Source organism: Peribacillus aracenensis (genome assembly GCF_025175645.1).
GTDB lineage: Bacteria > Bacillota > Bacilli > Bacillales > DSM-1321 > Peribacillus > Peribacillus aracenensis.
This window is the reverse complement of sequence record NZ_JANZMJ010000011.1, coordinates 53,619-73,178: the sequence shown is the minus strand read 5'-3', so window position 1 is coordinate 73,178 and position 19,560 is coordinate 53,619. Positions and strand designations below refer to the sequence as shown.

20 protein-coding genes and 1 riboswitch are annotated in these 19,560 nt (G+C 41.5%); all 20 genes read left to right on the top strand.

All coding sequences use genetic code 11. The annotated features are described in order from the left end of the window. Window positions 1-8 precede the first annotated feature (8 nt). On the top strand, window positions 9-791 hold the full coding sequence (locus N0M92_RS13125; protein WP_260286172.1) for a 2-keto-4-pentenoate hydratase: 783 nt from the start codon (window positions 9-11) through the stop codon (window positions 789-791). Between the two features lie 16 nt (window positions 792-807). Continuing rightward, entirely contained in the window at window positions 808-1,689 is an 882-nt protein-coding gene (locus N0M92_RS13120; RefSeq protein WP_260286170.1) for an acetaldehyde dehydrogenase (acetylating), read from the top strand. 34 nt (window positions 1,690-1,723) lie between these two features. After that, window positions 1,724-2,743 carry a 4-hydroxy-2-oxovalerate aldolase gene (gene dmpG / locus N0M92_RS13115; RefSeq protein WP_260286168.1) on the top strand — a complete coding sequence of 340 codons (1,020 nt, stop codon included), beginning with the start codon at window positions 1,724-1,726 and terminating at the stop codon, window positions 2,741-2,743. Further along, entirely contained in the window at window positions 2,740-3,513 is a 774-nt protein-coding gene (locus N0M92_RS13110; RefSeq protein WP_260286167.1) for a 2-keto-4-pentenoate hydratase, read from the top strand. Before dmpG ends, N0M92_RS13110 begins: the two co-directional genes overlap by 4 nt. 23 nt (window positions 3,514-3,536) lie before the next feature. After that, complete coding sequence (locus tag N0M92_RS13105) at window positions 3,537-4,898, top strand: MFS transporter (RefSeq protein ID WP_260286166.1); 1,362 nt, start codon at window positions 3,537-3,539, stop codon at window positions 4,896-4,898. A gap of 200 nt (window positions 4,899-5,098) precedes the next feature. Continuing rightward, entirely contained in the window at window positions 5,099-5,527 is a 429-nt protein-coding gene (locus N0M92_RS13100; RefSeq protein WP_260286165.1) for a MaoC/PaaZ C-terminal domain-containing protein, read from the top strand. A gap of 5 nt (window positions 5,528-5,532) precedes the next feature. Next, window positions 5,533-6,855 (top strand): sigma-54 interaction domain-containing protein, encoded by a 1,323-nt coding sequence (locus N0M92_RS13095; RefSeq protein WP_260286164.1) that lies wholly within the window; start codon window positions 5,533-5,535, stop codon window positions 6,853-6,855. A 269-nt stretch (window positions 6,856-7,124) separates the two neighbouring features. Next, window positions 7,125-8,279, top strand: coding sequence for an acyl-CoA dehydrogenase family protein (locus N0M92_RS13090; RefSeq protein WP_260286162.1), 1,155 nt, complete (start codon window positions 7,125-7,127; stop codon window positions 8,277-8,279). Window positions 8,280-8,426: 147 nt separating this feature from the next. Beyond that, on the top strand, window positions 8,427-9,227 hold the full coding sequence (gene menB, locus N0M92_RS13085) for a 1,4-dihydroxy-2-naphthoyl-CoA synthase (RefSeq protein ID WP_260286159.1): 801 nt from the start codon (window positions 8,427-8,429) through the stop codon (window positions 9,225-9,227). Between the two features lie 18 nt (window positions 9,228-9,245). Next, window positions 9,246-10,883 (top strand): AMP-binding protein, encoded by a 1,638-nt coding sequence (locus N0M92_RS13080; protein WP_260286156.1) that lies wholly within the window; start codon window positions 9,246-9,248, stop codon window positions 10,881-10,883. 52 nt (window positions 10,884-10,935) lie between these two features. Next, the gene (locus tag N0M92_RS13075; RefSeq protein ID WP_260286154.1) at window positions 10,936-11,682 is read left to right on the top strand and encodes an SDR family NAD(P)-dependent oxidoreductase; all 747 of its coding nucleotides are present in this window, start codon (window positions 10,936-10,938) and stop codon (window positions 11,680-11,682) included. A 134-nt stretch (window positions 11,683-11,816) separates the two neighbouring features. Beyond that, a riboswitch (TPP riboswitch) is annotated at window positions 11,817-11,945 on the top strand. Window positions 11,946-12,080: 135 nt separating this feature from the next. Further along, the gene (gene tenA, locus N0M92_RS13070) at window positions 12,081-12,764 is read left to right on the top strand and encodes a thiaminase II (RefSeq protein WP_260286153.1); all 684 of its coding nucleotides are present in this window, start codon (window positions 12,081-12,083) and stop codon (window positions 12,762-12,764) included. Between the two features lie 14 nt (window positions 12,765-12,778). Further along, entirely contained in the window at window positions 12,779-13,363 is a 585-nt protein-coding gene (locus N0M92_RS13065) for an ECF transporter S component (RefSeq protein WP_260286151.1), read from the top strand. 10 nt (window positions 13,364-13,373) lie between these two features. After that, window positions 13,374-14,831, top strand: a complete 1,458-nt coding sequence (locus N0M92_RS13060; RefSeq protein WP_260286150.1) for an ABC transporter ATP-binding protein — start codon at window positions 13,374-13,376, stop codon at window positions 14,829-14,831. A 16-nt stretch (window positions 14,832-14,847) separates the two neighbouring features. Then, window positions 14,848-15,624 carry an energy-coupling factor transporter transmembrane component T family protein gene (locus N0M92_RS13055; RefSeq protein ID WP_260286149.1) on the top strand — a complete coding sequence of 259 codons (777 nt, stop codon included), beginning with the start codon at window positions 14,848-14,850 and terminating at the stop codon, window positions 15,622-15,624. Window positions 15,625-15,664: 40 nt separating this feature from the next. After that, window positions 15,665-16,276, top strand: a complete 612-nt coding sequence (locus N0M92_RS13050; protein WP_260286148.1) for a DUF561 domain-containing protein — start codon at window positions 15,665-15,667, stop codon at window positions 16,274-16,276. 1 nt (window position 16,277) lies between these two features. Further along, window positions 16,278-17,402: a glycine oxidase ThiO gene (gene thiO, locus N0M92_RS13045; RefSeq protein ID WP_260286147.1), complete on the top strand. Its 1,125-nt coding sequence runs from the start codon at window positions 16,278-16,280 to the stop codon at window positions 17,400-17,402. 14 nt (window positions 17,403-17,416) lie between these two features. Next, entirely contained in the window at window positions 17,417-17,620 is a 204-nt protein-coding gene (gene thiS, locus N0M92_RS13040; protein WP_260286144.1) for a sulfur carrier protein ThiS, read from the top strand. A gap of 1 nt (window position 17,621) precedes the next feature. Continuing rightward, entirely contained in the window at window positions 17,622-18,389 is a 768-nt protein-coding gene (locus N0M92_RS13035) for a thiazole synthase (RefSeq protein ID WP_260286143.1), read from the top strand. Next, window positions 18,386-19,405, top strand: coding sequence for a thiazole biosynthesis adenylyltransferase ThiF (locus tag N0M92_RS13030; protein ID WP_260286142.1), 1,020 nt, complete (start codon window positions 18,386-18,388; stop codon window positions 19,403-19,405). The genes N0M92_RS13035 and N0M92_RS13030 overlap by 4 nt, the downstream gene beginning before the upstream one ends. The last annotated feature ends 155 nt before the right edge of the window (window positions 19,406-19,560 follow it).

Here is a 19,560-nt window from a genome sequence, read left to right as displayed (position 1 = left end):
GTAGCAACATGAACGTTAGTTTAACAGAATGGTCTGCGAGGTTTTTGGAAGCGGAAAAAACTGGAATTTGGATTCCGGCCCCAACCAGTGAAATTCCGGATTTGGACGTGGAGGATGCCTACCAAATTCAGCTTGAAAGCATTCGAAGGAAAACCCAGTCCGGTTTGGAAGTATCAGGTAAGAAAATAGGCTTGACTTCAAAGGCTATGCAGGAAGTTTTGGGAGTGAATGAACCAGATTATGGGCATTTACTTGATGGGATGAAAATAGAAAATAATGGATGTATTTCGAGTCTGCGGTTGATCCAACCGAAAGTGGAGGCAGAGGTAGCTTTTATTTTAAAGAAAGATCTACATGGTCCCAATATTACGGTTGATGATGTAATCGAAGCCACTGATTATGTGGTTGCTTCAATCGAAGTGGTTGATAGCCGGGTGATGGACTGGAAGATTAAACTTCCGGACACTGTGGCGGATAATGCATCATCGGGTCTATATATTCTGGGAAATCGCAAAATTCATTTGAGTGATATCGACCTCCCTTCCATTCAAATGAGCCTATATAAAAATGGCGAATTCATGAATCAAGGAACAGGTGAAGCAGTACTTGGAAATCCAGCAACATGCGTAGCCTGGCTTGCAAATAAACTGCATGGGTTTAAAGGTTCATTGAAAGCGGGCGAAGTGATTTTGTCCGGTGCGTTATCCGCAGCAATCGAAGCGAGACCAGGTGACCGTTTTTCTGCTGACTTTGGAGAAAAACTTGGAAAGGTTTCGGTTAATTTTGAGTGAAAGGAGCCCAGCGGCCTTGAAAAAACTAAAAGTAGGCATTATTGGATCAGGGAATATCGGCACAGACCTAATGATGAAAATTCATCGGTCGGATGTTCTGGAAATGTCGGTTATGATTGGTATCGACACGGAATCAGAGGGTTTGAAGAAGGCTAGGATGCACGGGCATCATGTCATTGAAAATGGTCTGGAAGGTTTTTTGGAAAGGCCGGAACTTGCAGACATTTTATTCGATGCCACATCTGCGAAGGCACATGTCTTTCACTGCAAAGCCTTGAAAAAGATGAACAAAAAGCTGATAGATTTGACGCCTGCCGCAATCGGACCGTTTATCGTTCCTTCCGTGAATTTAAAAGAAAATTTGAATGAGGCGGTCGTTAACATGATTACATGCGGCGGTCAGGCGACAATCCCCATCGTTCATGCGATCAGTCAAGTGGCCCTGGTCGAATATGCCGAGATAATAGCGACAATATCCAGCAGGGGTGCCGGTCCGGGAACCCGTGCCAATATTGATGAATTCACCCAAACGACGGCAAGGGCCTTGGAACAGGTGGGTGGTGCGAAAAAAGGAAAAGCTATCATTCTGCTAAATCCGGCCGAACCGCCACTCATCATGAGGGATACCATTCATTGTCTGCTTCAATCGGATTCCTTTGATGTGGAAGAAATAACAACGTCCATAACTAAGATGGCGGAAAAAGTCTCTGAATATGTTCCAGGATATCGCCTGAAGACAAATCCAATATTTGATGGGAAACAAATAACAGTCCTTCTTGAAGTGAAAGGGTTAGGGGATTTTCTTCCCGTATATGCAGGTAATTTGGATATAATGACTGCTTCAGCTGTAAAAGTAGGGGAAGAGATCGCTAAAAGCCAATTCGAACAATTTGTTTGAAAAAGGTAATCGGAACTGTAAAGGTGGGGTTCATTTGCGTAAAGATGTATTGGTGACTGAAGTTGCATTGCGGGATGGGAGCCATGTAGTGGCACATCAATTCACTCTCGATCAAGTAAAGAACATGACTGGGAAACTTAGTGCTGCAGGTGTCCCTTATATTGAAGTGTCGCATGGAGATGGCCTGGGAGGATCATCCTTACAATATGGTTTTTCAAAAGTGAATGATATTGAATTGGTGGAAGCTGCTGTTGAAGCTGCAGGCAAATCGGTTATTTCAGTACTTTTAATCCCTGGAATAGGGACTATCGATCAATTAAGGGAAGCTGCACAAGTTGGGGCGAAAATGGCGCGGATTGCAACCCACGTAACGGAAGCGGATGTCTCGAAGCAACATCTGGAAGCAGCGAAACATCTCGGTATGGAAGCAATCGGGTTTTTAATGATGTCTCACATGGCATCACCGGAAAAACTTCTTGAACAAGCCCTTCTAATGGAATCCTATGGAGCGGATGCTGTGTATGTTGTTGATTCCGCAGGATCTTTTTTGCCCCAAGATGTGAAGACGCGGATCCGGTTATTAAGATCAAAGCTGAATATCGATATCGGTTTTCATGCTCACAATAACCTATCGCTGGCTGTGGCAAATTCGCTTATGGCAATTGAAGAAGGGGCGAATAGAATCGATGGCAGCATCCGCTGTCTCGGCGCAGGTGCTGGTAATACCCAGACGGAAGTGCTTGTTGCCGTTCTGGATAGGATGGGTATCCGTACCGAAATTGACTTATATAAAATGCTCGATCTTTCGGAGTTTGTTGGAAATACAATCATGCCCAAGCCCCAGGAAATAACAGACTCGAGTTTAATCATGGGTTATGGTGGCGTATACTCCAGCTTTTTATTGCATGCGAATAAAGCGGCAAAAAAGTATGGAGTTGATGCCCGGGATATTTTGATGGAGCTTGGTCGACAAAAAGTGGTTGGGGGTCAGGAAGATACCATAATTGAAGTGGCTGAGCAAATGGCGTTTCAGAAAGAAGGAACTTTAAGATGAAACTAGATCAACTAGCAAAACGGGTAGCCGAATCGCAAAAAAGCGGACGTGAAATGGATAAGCTTACATTATCCAATCCTGACCTAACGGTAAATCAAGCATATGAAATTCAGAAGTTGAGCATAAATGAGACGATCAATGGTGATAACAGATTCATCGGGTGGAAGATGGGCTTGACGAGCAAAGCCAAACAACAGCAAGTAGGGGTAGAGGAAGCAATCTATGGCAGGTTGACATCTGCAATGGAACTAACTAAACCAGTATTAAAAGTTGGGGAACTCATTCATCCGAGAGTGGAACCTGAATTTGCCTTTTTGTTCAAGTACGAACTGAAAGGTGCAAATATAACGGCGAAAGATGTCTGGCCGGCTGTAGAATGTGTATTTCTTGCACTAGAAGTTATTGACAGCCGTTATAAAAATTTTTCTTTTACACTTACCGATGTAGTAGCGGATAACGCATCCTCAGCAAAAATCCTGCTTAGCAATCAAGCTTATTCTCCGTACCACACGGACTGGGCTCAAGCAGAAGTTACGCTTTATCAAAATGGTGAAATGCAAAAGAGGGGTCTTGGAGAAGCTGTACTCGATCATCCGATTCACTCGATTGTGGAACTTGTAAAAATGATTAGCCGTGAAGGACTTTCCATTCAGGCTGGAATGATTGTATTGGTAGGCGGAATTACAGATGCCGTTTCCATAAAGGCAAACGATGAAATAATAGCAGATTACGGTGAACTAGGGAAACTGACATTGCATGTTATATCATAATATGGCAAAGGGGAGGGAATTAATTGCGTGAAGTTAATGCTTCGGAAGTGGTAGGTAACAGTAGATTTGGCCGTTTTCATTTAATGGTCTTTATGTGGTGTTTGTTTGCGATTACCTTCGATGGATTTGATATAGCCATGTACGGAGTGGGTTTACCCTTGATGATGGAGGAATGGAGCTTGACGCCCGTCGAAGCTGGCGGAATGGCAAGTTATTCATTGTTCGGAATGATGGTGGGAGCCCTTATTTTTGCACCCCTGGCGGATAAACTAGGGAGAAAAAGGGTGCTTGCCACTTGTATATGTATATTCAGTGTCTTTACATTACTTTCAAGTTTTGCCCCGAACCCTGCCTTTTTCACGGTTATGCGATTTATAGCAGCACTGGGAATGGGAGGATTAATGCCAAATGTCATCTCCTTAATGGCGGAATACTCACCCAAAAAGAATAAGGTGCTCATTGTAACCACCATGTACTGTGGTTATTCTATCGGAAGCATACTTGCTTCTTTAATTGGAATGTATGTGATGGAACAAATGAGCTGGAGGGTTTTGTATTGGATAGGGGCGCTTCCCTTACTGGCACTGCCATTCTTTATTAAACAATTTCCTGAATCGCTTTCCTATTATGTTATCCGAAAACAAGGAGCAAAGCTTGCTGGAATCCTGAATCGCATTGACCCAGACGGCGACTATAATGAGTCGGACGATTATGAGTTTGCCAAAGTCCAAGAAAGGGCAAAAGGCTTTCCAGTCAAGAAGCTCTTTGAAAATAAGCGTACTCTTAGCACTTTTGCGTTTTGGGTAGCTGCCTTTAATTGTTTACTTATGGTATACGGACTCAATACATGGTTACCCAAAATCATGCAGCAGTCAGGATACGGCCTTTCATCCAGTTTATCTTTCAATCTTATATCGGGAATAGGACAAATTGGCGGATCGATAATTGGAGGGTACTTAGTTGGGAAAATAGGCCATAGAAGAGTACTTGTATCCCTCTGTGCCATAGGTACGGTCTGTTTTATCATATTAGGGTTGACCTCAAATGTAGTAGCATTATATATTCTGATCGCTATTGGAGGTGCCTGTACAGTGGGCACGATGAATTTGGCCAATACGTATATATCCGAGTATTATCCGCGGGAGATAAGGACCACGGGGATAGGTTGGGCCTTGGCTTTTGGTAGAATTGGAGCGATTGTGGCCCCTACATTAATAGGATTATTGTTGGCTGCAAACTATTCGCCACAAAATGCATTCATGGCCTTCACAGTTCCGAGCATGGTGGCTGCCCTGGCGTTACTCGTTGTGAAAGAGAAGTATGGCAACTATGATAAACCGCAGATCGAGGAAAATATAAAACTAGAAACAACATCGAATGTATAATCGTGTTATTTAATAGATTGCCTATATGTCAGTGGACAGCATGCAGACTTTCCCCTGACATATAGGCGATTTTTGGTAAATAAAACAATTCACGAGTAAAACCACAAACGAACTCCCATTTTATAGTATTTGATTGGAAAGTTATGTATAGTTAGTATTATATTAAAATTGAATATTCTGAAAAAATAAGGAGCGGTGTTATGAGTTTAACAATCACTGATTTGTTCATTGGCCAGGTTGCTAGTATGCAGCGTACATTTAAAGAATCTGACGTAAAATTATGTAATGAATTAACAAAAGACTACAGTCCGATTTATCAAGTGAATAAAGAAGCATGGAAAAGTAATTTCAGCAAGCCGGTTGTACCTGGTTTGTTAACGGAAGGCCTTATCACTCAAGTGATCAGTGAAAAGCTCCCTGGTAGTGCCTGTATACTTTTACAAAAGGAATTGGTCTTTTATCATCCAGTACATATAGGCGACATGATTTCAGCGGAACTGGAGGTCATTGATATTAATTTGAATAGAGATTGGGTTACGCAAAAGGTGACTTGCTTTAATCAGGCAGGAATTGAAGTCATTAAGGGTCAAGTTGTAATCTTTGTTTTAAGTAATCAAGGTATTAGGTGATGTGAATGGAAAATGTTAAAAACGTCATAAGGAATTGGGGATCAATTGAAGTAGATGAAAATGGAAGAATTATAGGCGCAACTGCTGATTTTTATGAATATTTCATGATGATGCCGACTGATTTGATAGGAAAGTCCATTAAGAGAGTCATTCATACTTCTTCCAACTTTTCTTTGAAAGGTCTTGCCCACAAACATGTGTTTTCTGGTGTGATCAGTGGACACTCTTGTTTTATAAGGGTATTTCGACAAGAAGGTATTACTATTTATACCATAATCATCAGACAAGACGAACTGGAATACAACGATTTGGTGTATTTTGCCAAATCTTTGGAGGAGAATAAACCCAAGAAAAATTCCGTGGTTCAAAGTCGATATAGCTTCGAAGAGATTGTTGGAAAGAGTAAGGAGATAGAGAGGGTAAAAGAACTGGCAGCCAAAATAGCTGTAAGCAGTTCAACAGTCCTGCTTACAGGGGAAACGGGAACGGGAAAGGAACTTTTCGCCCAAGCGATCCATAGTTTGAGTACAAGAAAAGCACAGCCATTTGTGCCGGTAAATTGTGCCGCGATTCCAGATGAATTATTTGAATCGGAGATTTTTGGTTATGAAGCTGGCGCTTTTAGCGGGGCGAAAAAAGAAGGTAAGCCAGGAAAAATAGAATTAGCCCAAAATGGTACGTTGTTTTTAGATGAGATTTCTGAATTGCCTTATCAGGCTCAAGGAAAGCTATTACGAGTTTTACAGGAAAGGGAAGTGGAAAGACTAGGGGGGACGGGGACTAAAAATGTTGATATACGTATTATCGCGGCGACGAACAGAGATTTAAGAACCCTTATTCAAGAAGGGAAATTCCGCCAAGATTTATATTATCGACTTTATGTTTTTGAATTGAAAATTCCTACTTTAAGGGAGCGGCACGAAGATATTCTTCCTCTGGCATATCATTTCATCGAGCATTTCAATAACAAGTTAGGGTCCAATGTGAAAGAAATTGATCCTAAACTCCAAGATTGGCTTATCCAATATGATTGGCCTGGTAACATCCGTGAAATCAAAGCGATAATCGAACGCGGAATGAATATCGTAGATGGAGGGACTCTAACTCTGGATTCTTTATATTTTACACCTAATTTCATATTGGAGGTTCCCTCATCGATGGATAATTCTATGTCCGGTACGTTGGATGAAATTGTAGGTAATGCTGAAAAATCCGCCATTCAGCGAGCATTGAAAGATTCGGAAGGTGATCGTTCTTTAGCAGCTCAAAAGCTGAAAATTCATGTTGCTAGTTTATATAGGAAAATTGCCAAATACAAATTGAAATAGCAGTATCATCCAATGAAATGTAATCAGGTTAACCATTAGGGCACACTTATAAAGTGTGTGTTTTTTTGTGAAGTTTCGCAATTTTGCTTTGCAGAAATGAGAAAAAATGCAAAGATGCGAAAGGTTTTGGAAACTATAGCCAAAATTGTAGCGAATTCTAGTTGGCACACAACTTGCAATGATAGTTTGTCATGTAAGAGGTTTCATGTTTCGTAGAATGTTCTAAATATGGTTCAGATAAATTAGTAATTAATCAAGGGGGGAATGATGTGCTGAATTTTTCTTTTACGGAAGAGCAAGATTATTTTCGTAAAATATTGAAAGAATTTGCGAAGGAAGAGTTGCTTCCACATTATACAAAATGGGATCGCGAAGAGATTACTCCAAAACACTTATGGAAAAAGCTAGGAGGAATTGGCGTGAATGGCCTTCGGATTCCAGTGGAATATGGCGGAAGCGGTGCGGATTGTGTGACAACGGGGATAGCTGCTGAGGAGATAGGTCGTGGTGATTTCAATCTAACTTACGCGGTGATGTTGAATGCATTAATCGGTGAAATTATCAATAATCACGCTAGCGAAGAACTGAAAAAGGAGTGGCTTCCCCAAATTTCAAGTGGTGAAAAAATTGTTGGCATTGCCATTACGGAGCCTTCCGCCGGTACGGATGCGGGCGGAATTAAAACAACAGCTGTACATAAAGGAAATAAGTATGTGCTTAATGGAGAAAAGTCTGGAATAAGTTTAGCTATGTGTGGAGATGCCTTTGTTTTATTTGCAAAGACGGAACCTGAATGGGGAAATCGTGGGATAAGTGCTTTCATGGTACCTGCCGATATTCCGGGTGTAGAATGTAGAGGGTACACGGACATGGGGAATATCCCCATTGGAAGAGGTTCGATATATTTAACAAATGTCGAGATTCCGGAAGAGTATATGATCGGTCTTCAAAATAAAGGGTTTTCCCAAGTGATGAATGGGTTCGATTTAAGTCGGCTGTTAATAGGTCTGCAATGTGTGGGCACCGCTTCCCAAAGTATTGATGAAACCATCGAATATGTAAAAATCAGGCATTCATTTGGTAAACCGTTGGCGACATATCAAGGGGTCTCCTTCCCCCTTGTGACCCACCATACCCAATTAGAACTGGTTAAGTGGCAAGCCTACCGAGGCCTTTGGCTTCGTGACCAAGGGCTGAATCATAGTAAAGAATCGGCTTCCGTTAAGTGGTTAGGTCCTAAATATAGTGTAGAAGCTATCCATGAATGTTTACTGTTGAATGGTCATTATGCTTATACGAAGGAAATGCCTCTTGAGCAACGCTTGCGTGATGTGATTGGGTTGGAAATTGGTGATGGCACTGCTCAAGCCAATATGATGGTCATTGCAAAGGACATTATAGGAAAGGAGTTCCGTTCTCATTAATCCAATGGATTGGTATTTTTGCATTCTGTTGAATACGAAGAAACTGAAATTATTCACAGTCGTATTGGGTACCGATTAAGTTTGTAATTAACGGTGAAATGATGGGATACAAGGCAAATCACTAAGATAATGAAGGGAATGAAAACGATGGAATTAACAGATGTAATCTATGAAAAAAATGGTGGGATTGCAAAGATAACAATGAACAGACCTAAAGTTTATAACGCTTTTCGTGCCAGAACCATTCAGGAATTAATTTGGGCTTTCCGGGACGCTTGGGATGATAATCGTGTTGGTATCGTGATTCTGACGGGAGCAGGTGAGAAAGCATTTTGTGTAGGTGGAGATCAAAAAGAAAAGGGAGAAGAAGGAGGATATAATCATTCGGGTGGTTTAGGAGGCGGAATGGGACTGGAAATCGAAACGCTGCACCAAACGATCCGCAACATTCCTAAGCCGGTCATTGCAGCGGTTAATGGGTTTGCCATCGGAGGCGGGCATGTCCTGCATGTCATTTGTGACCTCACCATTGCTTCTGACACGGCAAAATTTGGCCAGAGTGGGCCAAAGGTCGGTAGTTATGATGCAGGTTTTGGTTCAGCTTATTTAGCACGAATTGTCGGAGAAAAGAAAGCAAGGGAAATCTGGTATTTATGTGAACAATATTCTGCACAAGAAGCAAAAGAAATGGGACTTGTGAATAAAATCGTTGCCTCGGAACAATTGCACGAGGCAGCAGAGGAGTGGGCAAGAAAGATCCTTGATAAGAGTCCTACTGCGCTAAAAATGCTCAAATATTCCTTTAATGCAGATAGTGCCAACATTCAAGGGATTTCTCAACTATCGATGGGCAGTTTAGCGATGTTTTACAATACAAAAGAATCGGAAGAAGGAAAAAATGCCTTCCTAGAAAAGAGGCCTGTAGATTTTAAAAAATTCAGAGGTTGATGAGGGGGATGAAAACTGGTGAAATTGGAGACGATTTTGACTCAGGAGTATGTGGGGGAATTTAAAGGCGTTTGGCCGAATCGTACCATCTTGGATTATTTGAATGATGCTATAGTAAAGCATCCAGATAAGATGGCTATTATCGATAAAAAAAGTAGTTTTACTTACAAACAGCTTGGTAAGTTGGTCGATCGGGTCGCTTTGGGTCTCTTGCATATAGGATTGGGTAAGGGGGATGTTGTCTCTTTTCAACTGCCTAACTGGAATGAATTTATAATCATGCATTATGCTGTTACAAGAATCGGTGCCATTAGCAATCCATTGATACCAATTTATCGAGATAGGGAAATTGGCTATATGGTTGGGATGGCAGAATCTAAAATGATTGTTGTACCAGAGTATTTCCGTGGGTTTTATTACCCTGACATGATTGAAAGACTAAGTCATCAATGGCCATCAATGAAACATATATACGTGATGGGTGACAGAGCGCCGAATGGGATGAAACTGTTCTCCTCTTTATTTGAGGAACCTTGGGAAGACCGGATGGATTCATCCATTTTGGATGAAATCACACTTGACCCCAATGATGTGACTGAAATTATCTTTACCTCGGGAACCACAGGAAGTCCAAAAGGAGTTATGCATACCCATAATACTCTTTGTATATCAACGAATTATTGGATTGACCGCTTACATTTAACATCCGATGATGTTCTTTTCATGGCGTCAACGTTCGCCCATCAAACAGGTTTTGGTTATGGAGTTAGGCTCCCTACACATATTGGAGGTACGGGAGTCTATCAAGACATTTGGAATCCGAAAGAGTTTATTGAATGGGTAGAGAGGGAGAAAATAACGTTTACGGCCGGAGCTACTCCTTTTCTGCAAGATACGGTTCAAATGGAGGGGATAGAAAGGTATGACCTTAATTCGCTACGAGTCTTCGTAGCTTTAGGTGCCCCGATTCCCAGGCATTTAGTAAAGGAAGCCATGGAAAAAGTCCCGTTCAAAATATTGTCAGGGTGGGGTCAAACGGAAGATGGCTTGGTAACCTTGACGAGACTTGAAGATCCAGAAGAAAAACTGACGAATACCGACGGAACTCCGTTTCCGGGAATGGAACTAAAGGTCGTAGATTTTGAAGGGGAGGTCTGTGCCCCGAATATAGAAGGCTCTTTATTAGTAAGGGGTCCGGCTCTTTTTGTCGGCTATTTTAAACGGATCGAGGATACTTTAGCTGAATATAGTGACGGATGGTTCATTACCGGTGATCGGGCATTCATTGATGAAGAAGGATATATTCGAATTTCTGGAAGAAACAAAGACATAATCATACGTGGCGGTGAAAATATTCCAGTCGCTTATGTAGAAAATGTATTGTATGAACACCCGGATATTTCTAGCGCTCAGGTTATTGCAGTTCCAGATTCCCGTCTTCAGGAAAAAGCATGTGCATGTATCAGCATGAAAACGGGGAAGAGCCCGATCACGATGGATTCCATGCAGGAATTTCTCTCGCAAAAGGGTTTGGCCAAACAATATTGGCCTGAACTTCTTGAAATAATGGATGACTTTCCTCGTACGGCAAGCGGGAAAATCCAGAAATTCCGGCTCCGGGAAATGATAAATGAAAAGTTAGTCGACAAGATATAAGCAGTTTAAATAAATCCATATTGACTAAATGGTGAAAGTGGAGGGAAATACGATGAATAAAAGAATCGCATTTATTACCGGTGCCGGAAGCGGAATCGGCAGAGAGATTGCAAAAAAATTGGCTTCTTGCAATTTTAACATCATCGTGGCTGATATAAATCATAAAAATGCTGAGGAAACGGTTTCTTTAATCGAAAATTCGGGTTTTGAAGCTAGGGCGATCCATTGTGATGTAACCAAATTAGAAAGTGTTAAAAAGGCCGTTGAAGAAACAGTGAATCATTATCATAAAATAGATATATTGGTTAATAATGCAGGCTGGGATAAGGTGGAACCTTTTTTAAAAAGTGATCCTAGCACTTGGAAAAGGATTATCGATATTAATTTACTTGGGCAGATCCATACTTGCAAGGAAATTTTACCTCTCATGATTGAAAATGGTTACGGAAAGGTAGTAAATATTGCATCTGATGCAGCTAGAGTAGGATCAAGTGGAGAGGCAGTTTATTCGGCTGCTAAGGGAGGGGTGATTGCCTTCACAAAAACGATAGCAAGAGAAATGGCACGTCACAAACTAAACATCAATTGTATTGCACCAGGTCCAGCAGATACACCTCTATTTCAAGAAATAGGCTCGTATAATGAAGGTATAGCAGGTGCCTTGGAAAAAGCGATTCCTTTTCGCCGGCTAGCTCAACCAGAGGACATTGCCAGTGCTGTTGCCTATTTCGTTTCGGAAGATGCAGGGTATATTACGGGGCAAACACTTTCCGTAAATGGTGGATTAACTATGGTCTAATCAATATAGTTGGGTGGTTATGCAAGATTGAAAGGCTAGTAAACCTAAAGCATTAGGTTGAAAATTTTTCTAAAACGTTTGACAATTGGATTTATCGTGTTAATATAAAGGCAAATGAAAATAAAATATACAATTTGTACCACTAGGGGTGCTTTATAGGTAAAAGTTGATTTTACCGCAGAAGCTGAGATTAGAGTATGACTTTAAGACCCTTAGAACCTGATCTGGTTTATACCAGCGTAGGGAAGTGGGGTCTGGAACGATACGTTTCTGTATTTTTTCAAGTACAACCACTTTCTTTACGTTTAAGAAAGTGGTTTTTTGTTTGCAAAAAAAAGGGGTGATAAAAGTTTTTTTCTGTAAGATTCATTGAAAAATACTATTTGGAGGTAATGGACATGAAGTTTTCAGAGGAAATCCGTCGGGAAGTTGATCATATTTGGGAAGCTAGTTTTAATCACCCGTTTGTTGCAGGAATAGGAGATGGCACATTGCCATTGGAATGTTTTCGTTTTTATGTCATGCAAGATGCCTATTATTTATCTCATTTTGCCAGGGTTCAAGCTTTAGGGGCAGTCAAAGCTACAGATTTACATACAACAAGCAGGCTTGCCGGCCATGCACAAGGAACATATGAAGCAGAGTTGAAGCTTCATGAGAATTTCTCTGAGAGATTAGGCATCACAAAAGAAGAAAGGGAAAATTTCAAACCCGCCCCGACCGCTTATGCTTATACTTCCCATATGTATCGTGCAGCTTATTCGGGACATTTAGGTGATGTTATTGCAGCCATCTTGCCGTGTTACTGGCTATATTATGAAATAGGTGAAAAGCTGCAAGGTTGCATACCCGAAGAGCCGATTTATCAAGAATGGATAGCGGCGTACGGAGGAGAGTGGTTCCGCACTTTGGTGGAAGAACAAATTGCGAGGCTTGATGAGATTGCTGAAAAAGTAACGGACGAAGATAAGGAGAGAATGAAAGAGCATTTTATCCTTAGCAGCCAATATGAATACTCATTTTGGGAAATGGCTTATCGTTTAGAGACATGGCCTGTGCACCAGGAAACACTGGAAGTATAAAGGAGAATGAAATAATGAAAAAAGGATTGAAATTAACGGATATATTAGTCACGATCGTGATTTCGGTAGCATTTGGAATCGTTTATATCCTTTGGGGTTCGATTTACTATTCCGCTAAACCATTAGGATTACATCTGGATCAACTTATTTATGGAATGTGGTTTATAGCTGGTCCCGTCGCCTTTTTAATTTTACGGAAACCGGGTGTGGCACTTTTGGCGGAGATTGCTGCAGCTTCCGGGGAATTCTTTCTAGGTTCTCCTTGGGGGCTGACCGTACTGTTATATGGGGTGGTCCAAGGTTTGTTCGCGGAACTGGTGTTCATGGCGTTCAAATATAAAAAATTCAATATTTCGGTGGCCGTTTTAGCTGCGGTAGCTTCCTGCCTTGCATCCGTACTAATGGATTTTGCATACGGGGAAATTGGTGCGCTATCTACTTGGAATCTATCTTTATTCATGATAGCGAGGTTTGTGGGTTCCATTTTCTTTGCAGGTATGACTGCCTATTATCTAGTTAAAGTCCTGGAAGCGACAGGAGTAACCAATCTTGTTCGTCCGGTTTCAAATAAAGATTATGCAGAACTGGATCAAAATTAGGTTGAGGGCCATGGAACCAATCATTTCTGTTGAGAAGTTAAGAATGAAATATCCCGGTGATGAATCTTTGATTTTCAAGGACCTATCCTTATCGTTTGATAAAGGAGAAAAGGTACTATTGTTGGGACCGTCAGGATGTGGTAAGTCCACTCTTTTGCAAGTGTTAAGCGGATTGATTCCGAATTCCATCGAAGTCCCGATGATAGTTGAAGAAATGAAATGCCCTTCTTCATGGGGGTATGTTTTTCAAGACCCTGATAGTCAGTTTTGCATGCCATTTGCCGATGAGGAAATCGCCTTCGTCCTTGAGAATCTTTCCGTCCCTAAAGATGAAATGAAAGGGAAAATCCAATATCATATCCGTAAAGTAGGATTGAACCTAGGCCATACAAGTATAGAAACATTATCAGGCGGGATGAAACAACGTCTGGCAATCGCTTCAGTATTGGCCCTTGAACCAGAAGTGATATTTTTGGATGAACCAACCGCCATGCTTGATCCAGAAGGAACAAAAGAAATCTGGGACTTGTTGAAGGAAGTTGGCCGAGACAAAACGGTTATAATCGTCGAGCATAAAATTGACCATGTTTTAGAATTCATCGATCGAATCGTGCTTTTTAATGATGACGGTCAAATCATGGCTGATGGTCCAAAAGACACCATTCTTTCACAATATAAAAATGAAATGAAAGAATATGGAATATGGTTTCCAGGTGTTTGGGATGAATATGTAAATGAGCATGCACCCATTCGTGAACACCAATTTACAGATGATTCACTCCTTATGTATGTGCAAGGATTTAGCGGTTTTCGGAATAAAGAGGAAAAAATCAAGATTGAAGAGCTGAAGGTTCGTTCAGGGGAATGGATTGTAATCAGGGGAGAAAATGGCGCGGGAAAGAGCACACTTTTGCATGCACTGATGCAGTTCATAAAAACGGATGGTAAGTATGAATTAATGGGGACCCCCATTAAAAGGGTGAAAAATCCAACAAATCATATGACGTTTGTCTTTCAAAATCCTGAGTTTCAGTTCGTTGCAAATACTGTATATGAAGAGATTGCCTATTCATTGCGGATTGACAAACGGCCTCAACAAGAAATAGATGAGAGTGTCCGTACATTGCTTAAAGTGTTCGGCCTCATGGCACATCGGGATAAACATCCGTTTCAATTATCAATGGGTCAAAAGCGTCGCCTAAGCGTAGCTGCTTCAATCGTAATAGATAAAAAAATCATTCTCCTTGATGAGCCGACCTTTGGCCAAGATTCGAAAAATACCTTTGCATTACTGGAATGGTTTGAGGAATATCGAAGGCGCGGAATAACAGTGATCATGGTAACTCATGACGATCATATTTCAAAAAACTTTGCTACCAGGATCTGGACGGTTAAGGACGGAAACGTAATAAGTGATGAAAACATTGCGCAGGCCGGATTTTTGGAGACTGAAGTTTTATCACTTTAAAAGGAGTGTCATGTAGATGAATGTTTCAAATACAGAAACATGGCTCCATAGAATTAATCCAAGCCTTAAACTTGGTGTACTGATTGTGTTATGCATCGTGGCGTTATTCATTCATGACCTGAATTATATGATGAATATCACCATTGGCGTATTACTTTTATTTTTGTTTTTTACCGGGCATTCGATAAAACGAATCTTACTTTTATCGATTCCCTTTTGTTTCATTTTTATATCCACCTCTTCCGCAATGATATTATTCGGGCAAGGTAAGACGCTCTGGTTTGAGTGGGGCCTAATATCGATAACGGAAGAAAGTTTCATGAGGGGAATACTTGTAGGCTTTCGAGCTTTGTTCTTTGCGGCCCTTGGTTTAACTTTTTCCTTAACGACAAGGCCAGTGAACTTGTTTTATTCGTTAATGCAGCAAGTGAAGCTTAAACCGAAATATGCCTATAGTTTCATGGCGGCATTAAGGCTGATTCCCATCATGATGGAGGAGTTCCAAACGATACGAAACGCGATGAAGGTACGCGGTTTCGAAAGGGGAAAAGGGATAAGATCGGTATATTTTAAGATGAAAGCCTATTCCATCCCGTTGTTATCCGGAAGCATCAGACGTGCTCACCGAATCGCGGTTGCGATGGAGGCAAAGCGATTTACAGACACTCGGAATCGAACATACTATTATGAATTTGGGTTTTCAAAAAAGGATCATGGTTTCATTTTGTATTTTATCATCCTGCTGTTGGCCGGCTTTTATCTATCGATTCAATTCCCATTAGTATCTATTTGATTTTATGAGATTGTAATTTTACTAGTTAGGGGTTCTTAGTATGAATGCACATGAATTGCATATTATTTCTACTGGGAAACAGCCAATTGAAAAGTTTGTCGAGATCGCTTCAAACATTCAGGAACATGTTGATTTCTTTTATCTAAGGGAAAAGCAAATGAGTGCATCGGAACTCTATCGAGCAGTGACCCTATTACATGATAATAAGATTCCGCTTTCTAAGATCGTCATTAATGACCGGATGGATGTAGCCTGGGTACACAAAGTATTTGGTGTGCAATTGGCTTTTCATAGTTTAGATGCGGGAGTCGTAAAAGGAGCTTTTCCAGGGATGAATATTGGCTGTTCGATCCATTCCATGGATGAAGCGAAAGCCGCATTCAGCAAAGGAGCCAATTACGCGATTTATGGACATGTTTTTGAAACGGATTCAAAAATCGGACTTCCTCCTAAGGGAGTTAAGGAGCTTCATGCAATCACAAGAAATGTCAATCTTCCGATAATTGCGATAGGCGGAATAACACCTTTCAATTGCCAAGTCGTACTGGATGCGGGGGCACGCGGAATTGCCGTCATGTCAGGTGTGCTTGAAGCTGAAAATCCGATTAAAGCCGTTAAAGAATATTCGAAGTCTTTGGGGAAGGAGACATAAGATGAATTCCATATATGATGCAATCATTGTTGGGGGAGGAGTAATAGGTGGATCCATTGCTTTTCAATTAGCCAAACGAGGCAAAAAGGTCCTTTTATTGGAAAAAGATAGACTCGCCAGTAAAGCATCCAGTGCTGCAGCCGGGATGTTAGGGGCACAATCCGAGTTGGATGCTGATAACCCGCTTTTTACATTGGCAAGCCAAAGCAGAGGGATGTTTCCTGCACTGGCGGAAGAATTAAAAGACATTAGTGGAATAGACATCGAATTAGTGAACAAGGGCATGTTTAAGGTGGCGCTAACGAATGATCAGGTAGCCGAGTTGAAGAACATGATCAGAGTCCAGCAAGATGCGGGACTTGAGGCTGAATGGCTATCCACTGCCGAAATGAGGAAAATGGAACCGCTTCTATCGGATGGGATTAAGGGGGGCATGTTCATTCCGAAGGATGGACAAGTTTCTGCCACTAGGCTATCGCTCGCTTTTACTGAATCTGCAGCTGCCCTTGGTGTAGACATAAAGGAATTCGTTCATGTCTCCGATTTAGTTACGGAAAACGGATGTGTGACGGGAGTGGTCACGAACATAGGTGGATTTTCAAGTGAAAATGTCATCGTGGCAGGTGGGGCTTGGAGTGCTTTTCTCCTTGAAAAATCAGGGATGGGACTCGACAGTTATCCAGTAAAGGGTGAGTGCTTTTCCGTCCGGACCGATCGTCCATTGCTTGAAAAGACAATCTTCTCACATGGCTGTTATCTTGTACCCAAAATTGGCGGAAGGATCATTGTCGGGGCAACGGTTAAAGCGAACACTTTCGATCAAAAGGTAAGTCTTGACGGGATTTCTACGTTAATAGAAAAGGCAACGCAATTGCTTCCGGCGATTAAAGGAACCGAATTGGAAAAGACATGGGCAGGTATACGCCCCCAAACTGGGGACGGCTTGCCGTACTTTGGTGAACATCCAGGATGCAAAGGACTTTTCATTGCAACGGGGCACTACAGGAATGGCATCCTGCTTTCTCCAATTACAGGTGTACTTATTGCTGATCTTTTAGAAAGGAAGACAAATGCCGAATGGTCCGATTTTCGATTGGATCGTTCGACACAGACTCTTTTTTCATAATGGAGGTGGATGAATTGGAATTGATTATTAACGGGGAAAAAATAAGGATTCCTGCTGATGAATCAACAGTTACAGGGCTTTTGCAACACTTTGATTTACATCAAAAAGTGGTGATCGTTGAATTGAATGATGAAATATTGGCAAAAGAAAGTCTAAGTGAAACAATTTTGTCAAATGGAGACAAGGTAGAGATTGTACATTTTGTAGGAGGCGGATGATATGTTAAAGATAGGTTCTTATGAATTTTCTTCAAGATTGTTATTAGGTACAGGAAAGTATCCAAACTTCGATGTTCAAAAGCAATCAGTGGAGGTTTCGGAGACGGAAATATTAACATTTGCGGTCCGGAGAATGAATATTTTTGAAGCCAGTCAGCCCAATTTTTTAGAAAAGCTTGATTTAAAAAAATACACACTCCTTCCCAATACAGCAGGAGCTAAAACTGCCAAAGAGGCAGTGCGCATAGCCCAACTTGCAAAGGCATCTGGCTTATGTGACATGATTAAGGTAGAAGTCATTGGCTGTCAAAAAACACTGCTGCCTGATCCGATTGAAACCTTAAAAGCTGCTGAAGAATTAGTGAAACTGGGATTCACCGTATTACCCTATACTTCTGATGACGTGTTGCTCGCTAAGCGCCTGGAAGAAGTGGGGTGCCATGCAATCATGCCTGGCGCTTCACCAATTGGCTCTGGTCAAGGCATTATAAACCCACTGAACTTACGCTTCATCATGGAACAATCTGAGGTACCTGTAATTGTCGATGCAGGGATTGGAACGCCCTCCGATGCGGCAATCGCCATGGAGTTAGGGGCGGATGGTGTATTGCTTAACACTGCTGTTTCCGGAGCAAAAGACCCCGTCAAAATGGCGAAAGCAATGAAACTTGCCATTGAGGCAGGTCGATTAGGGTATGAAGCAGGAAGAATCGCGAAAAATGATTACGCGATAGCAAGCAGCCCAGTTGAAGGATTGAGCATTGGATGAATGAACGTTATTCACGTCAAGAACTTTTTGGCCCCATAGGGGAAGAAGGGCAATTGAAAATTCGCAAAAAACACGTTTTGGTGATTGGAGCGGGTGCTCTCGGTACGGGAAGTGCAGAAGGTCTTGTACGAGCAGGAATTGGGAAGCTCACCATTGTGGATAGAGATTATGTAGAGTGGAGCAACCTTCAAAGACAACAGCTTTATTGTGAAGATGATGCTAAAAAAAGGATACCGAAAGCAGTGGCAGCAAAGAATCGTTTGACTGCGCTAAATTCGGACGTTATCGTAAAATCGCAAGTGGCGGATGTCTCGGTTGATGAATTGTCTAAGCTTGTTGAAGGCGTGGATCTAATATTGGATGCCACAGATAATTTCGATACCAGGATGCTTATAAACGATACTGCGCAAAAATATAATATACCTTGGATTTACGGGGCCTGTGTAGGGAGTTATGGGATAAGTTACACGATGATCCCAGAGGCGACACCATGTTTGAATTGTTTGCTGGAAACGGTTCCAATTGGAGGACTGACATGTGATACGGCGGGAATCATCAGCCCTGCTGTTCAAACGGTCGTTGCCCATCAACTGGCGGAAGCATTGAAAATCCTTGTGGAAGATTTTGAATCACTAAGAAACAAAATCGTTTCATTTGATCTTTGGAAAAATGAATATTCATCCATAAATGTAGCGCAATTAAAAAAAGATTCTTGTTTGTCATGCGGGGTAAATCGAACGTACCCCCATCTCTCCTATTCAAATCGAACGAAAACAGCCGTTTTATGCGGAAGGGATTCTGTACAGATTCGGCCGGCGATGAATCTTGATAGAGACTTAGCGGAAATCGAAAAAAATCTTCTCGCACAAGGTGGTAAGATCGTCAGGAACCCTTATTTACTTTCATTTACGATCGGAACCCATCGGTTGGTCGTTTTTAAAGATGGGCGGGCGTTGATTCATGGAACAAAAGATATTTCCGAAGCAAAAACGTTATATCATCGTTATATTGGCTGAACTGTAATCATGGAATGACAAAGACTTAAAACGCTAAAATCAGTGGCCCTTATAATAGGAAGAAATCGAAAATTCCTTTTGTGATTTATGTGCTTCACAAACATAAAACGAAAGCGGTGTCTGCCTTTTCCGGGCGGCACCGCTTTTTTTGGAAC

What these genes read in the sequence shown, in the direction of transcription:
- N0M92_RS13125 (WP_260286172.1), top strand. Translation starts at nt 9, where the DNA reads ATGAACGTTAGTTTAACAGAATGGTCTGCGAGGTTTTTGGAAGCGGAA.
- N0M92_RS13110 (WP_260286167.1), top strand. Translation starts at nt 2,740, where the DNA reads ATGAAACTAGATCAACTAGCAAAACGGGTAGCCGAATCGCAAAAAAGC.
- N0M92_RS13100 (WP_260286165.1), top strand. Translation starts at nt 5,099, where the DNA reads ATGAGTTTAACAATCACTGATTTGTTCATTGGCCAGGTTGCTAGTATG.
- N0M92_RS13095 (WP_260286164.1), top strand. Translation starts at nt 5,533, where the DNA reads ATGGAAAATGTTAAAAACGTCATAAGGAATTGGGGATCAATTGAAGTA.
- menB (WP_260286159.1), top strand. Translation starts at nt 8,427, where the DNA reads ATGGAATTAACAGATGTAATCTATGAAAAAAATGGTGGGATTGCAAAG.
- N0M92_RS13075 (WP_260286154.1), top strand. Translation starts at nt 10,936, where the DNA reads ATGAATAAAAGAATCGCATTTATTACCGGTGCCGGAAGCGGAATCGGC.
- tenA (WP_260286153.1), top strand. Translation starts at nt 12,081, where the DNA reads ATGAAGTTTTCAGAGGAAATCCGTCGGGAAGTTGATCATATTTGGGAA.
- N0M92_RS13065 (WP_260286151.1), top strand. Translation starts at nt 12,779, where the DNA reads ATGAAAAAAGGATTGAAATTAACGGATATATTAGTCACGATCGTGATT.
- N0M92_RS13060 (WP_260286150.1), top strand. Translation starts at nt 13,374, where the DNA reads ATGGAACCAATCATTTCTGTTGAGAAGTTAAGAATGAAATATCCCGGT.
- N0M92_RS13055 (WP_260286149.1), top strand. Translation starts at nt 14,848, where the DNA reads ATGAATGTTTCAAATACAGAAACATGGCTCCATAGAATTAATCCAAGC.
- N0M92_RS13050 (WP_260286148.1), top strand. Translation starts at nt 15,665, where the DNA reads ATGAATGCACATGAATTGCATATTATTTCTACTGGGAAACAGCCAATT.
- thiO (WP_260286147.1), top strand. Translation starts at nt 16,278, where the DNA reads ATGAATTCCATATATGATGCAATCATTGTTGGGGGAGGAGTAATAGGT.
- N0M92_RS13035 (WP_260286143.1), top strand. Translation starts at nt 17,622, where the DNA reads ATGTTAAAGATAGGTTCTTATGAATTTTCTTCAAGATTGTTATTAGGT.
- N0M92_RS13030 (WP_260286142.1), top strand. Translation starts at nt 18,386, where the DNA reads ATGAATGAACGTTATTCACGTCAAGAACTTTTTGGCCCCATAGGGGAA.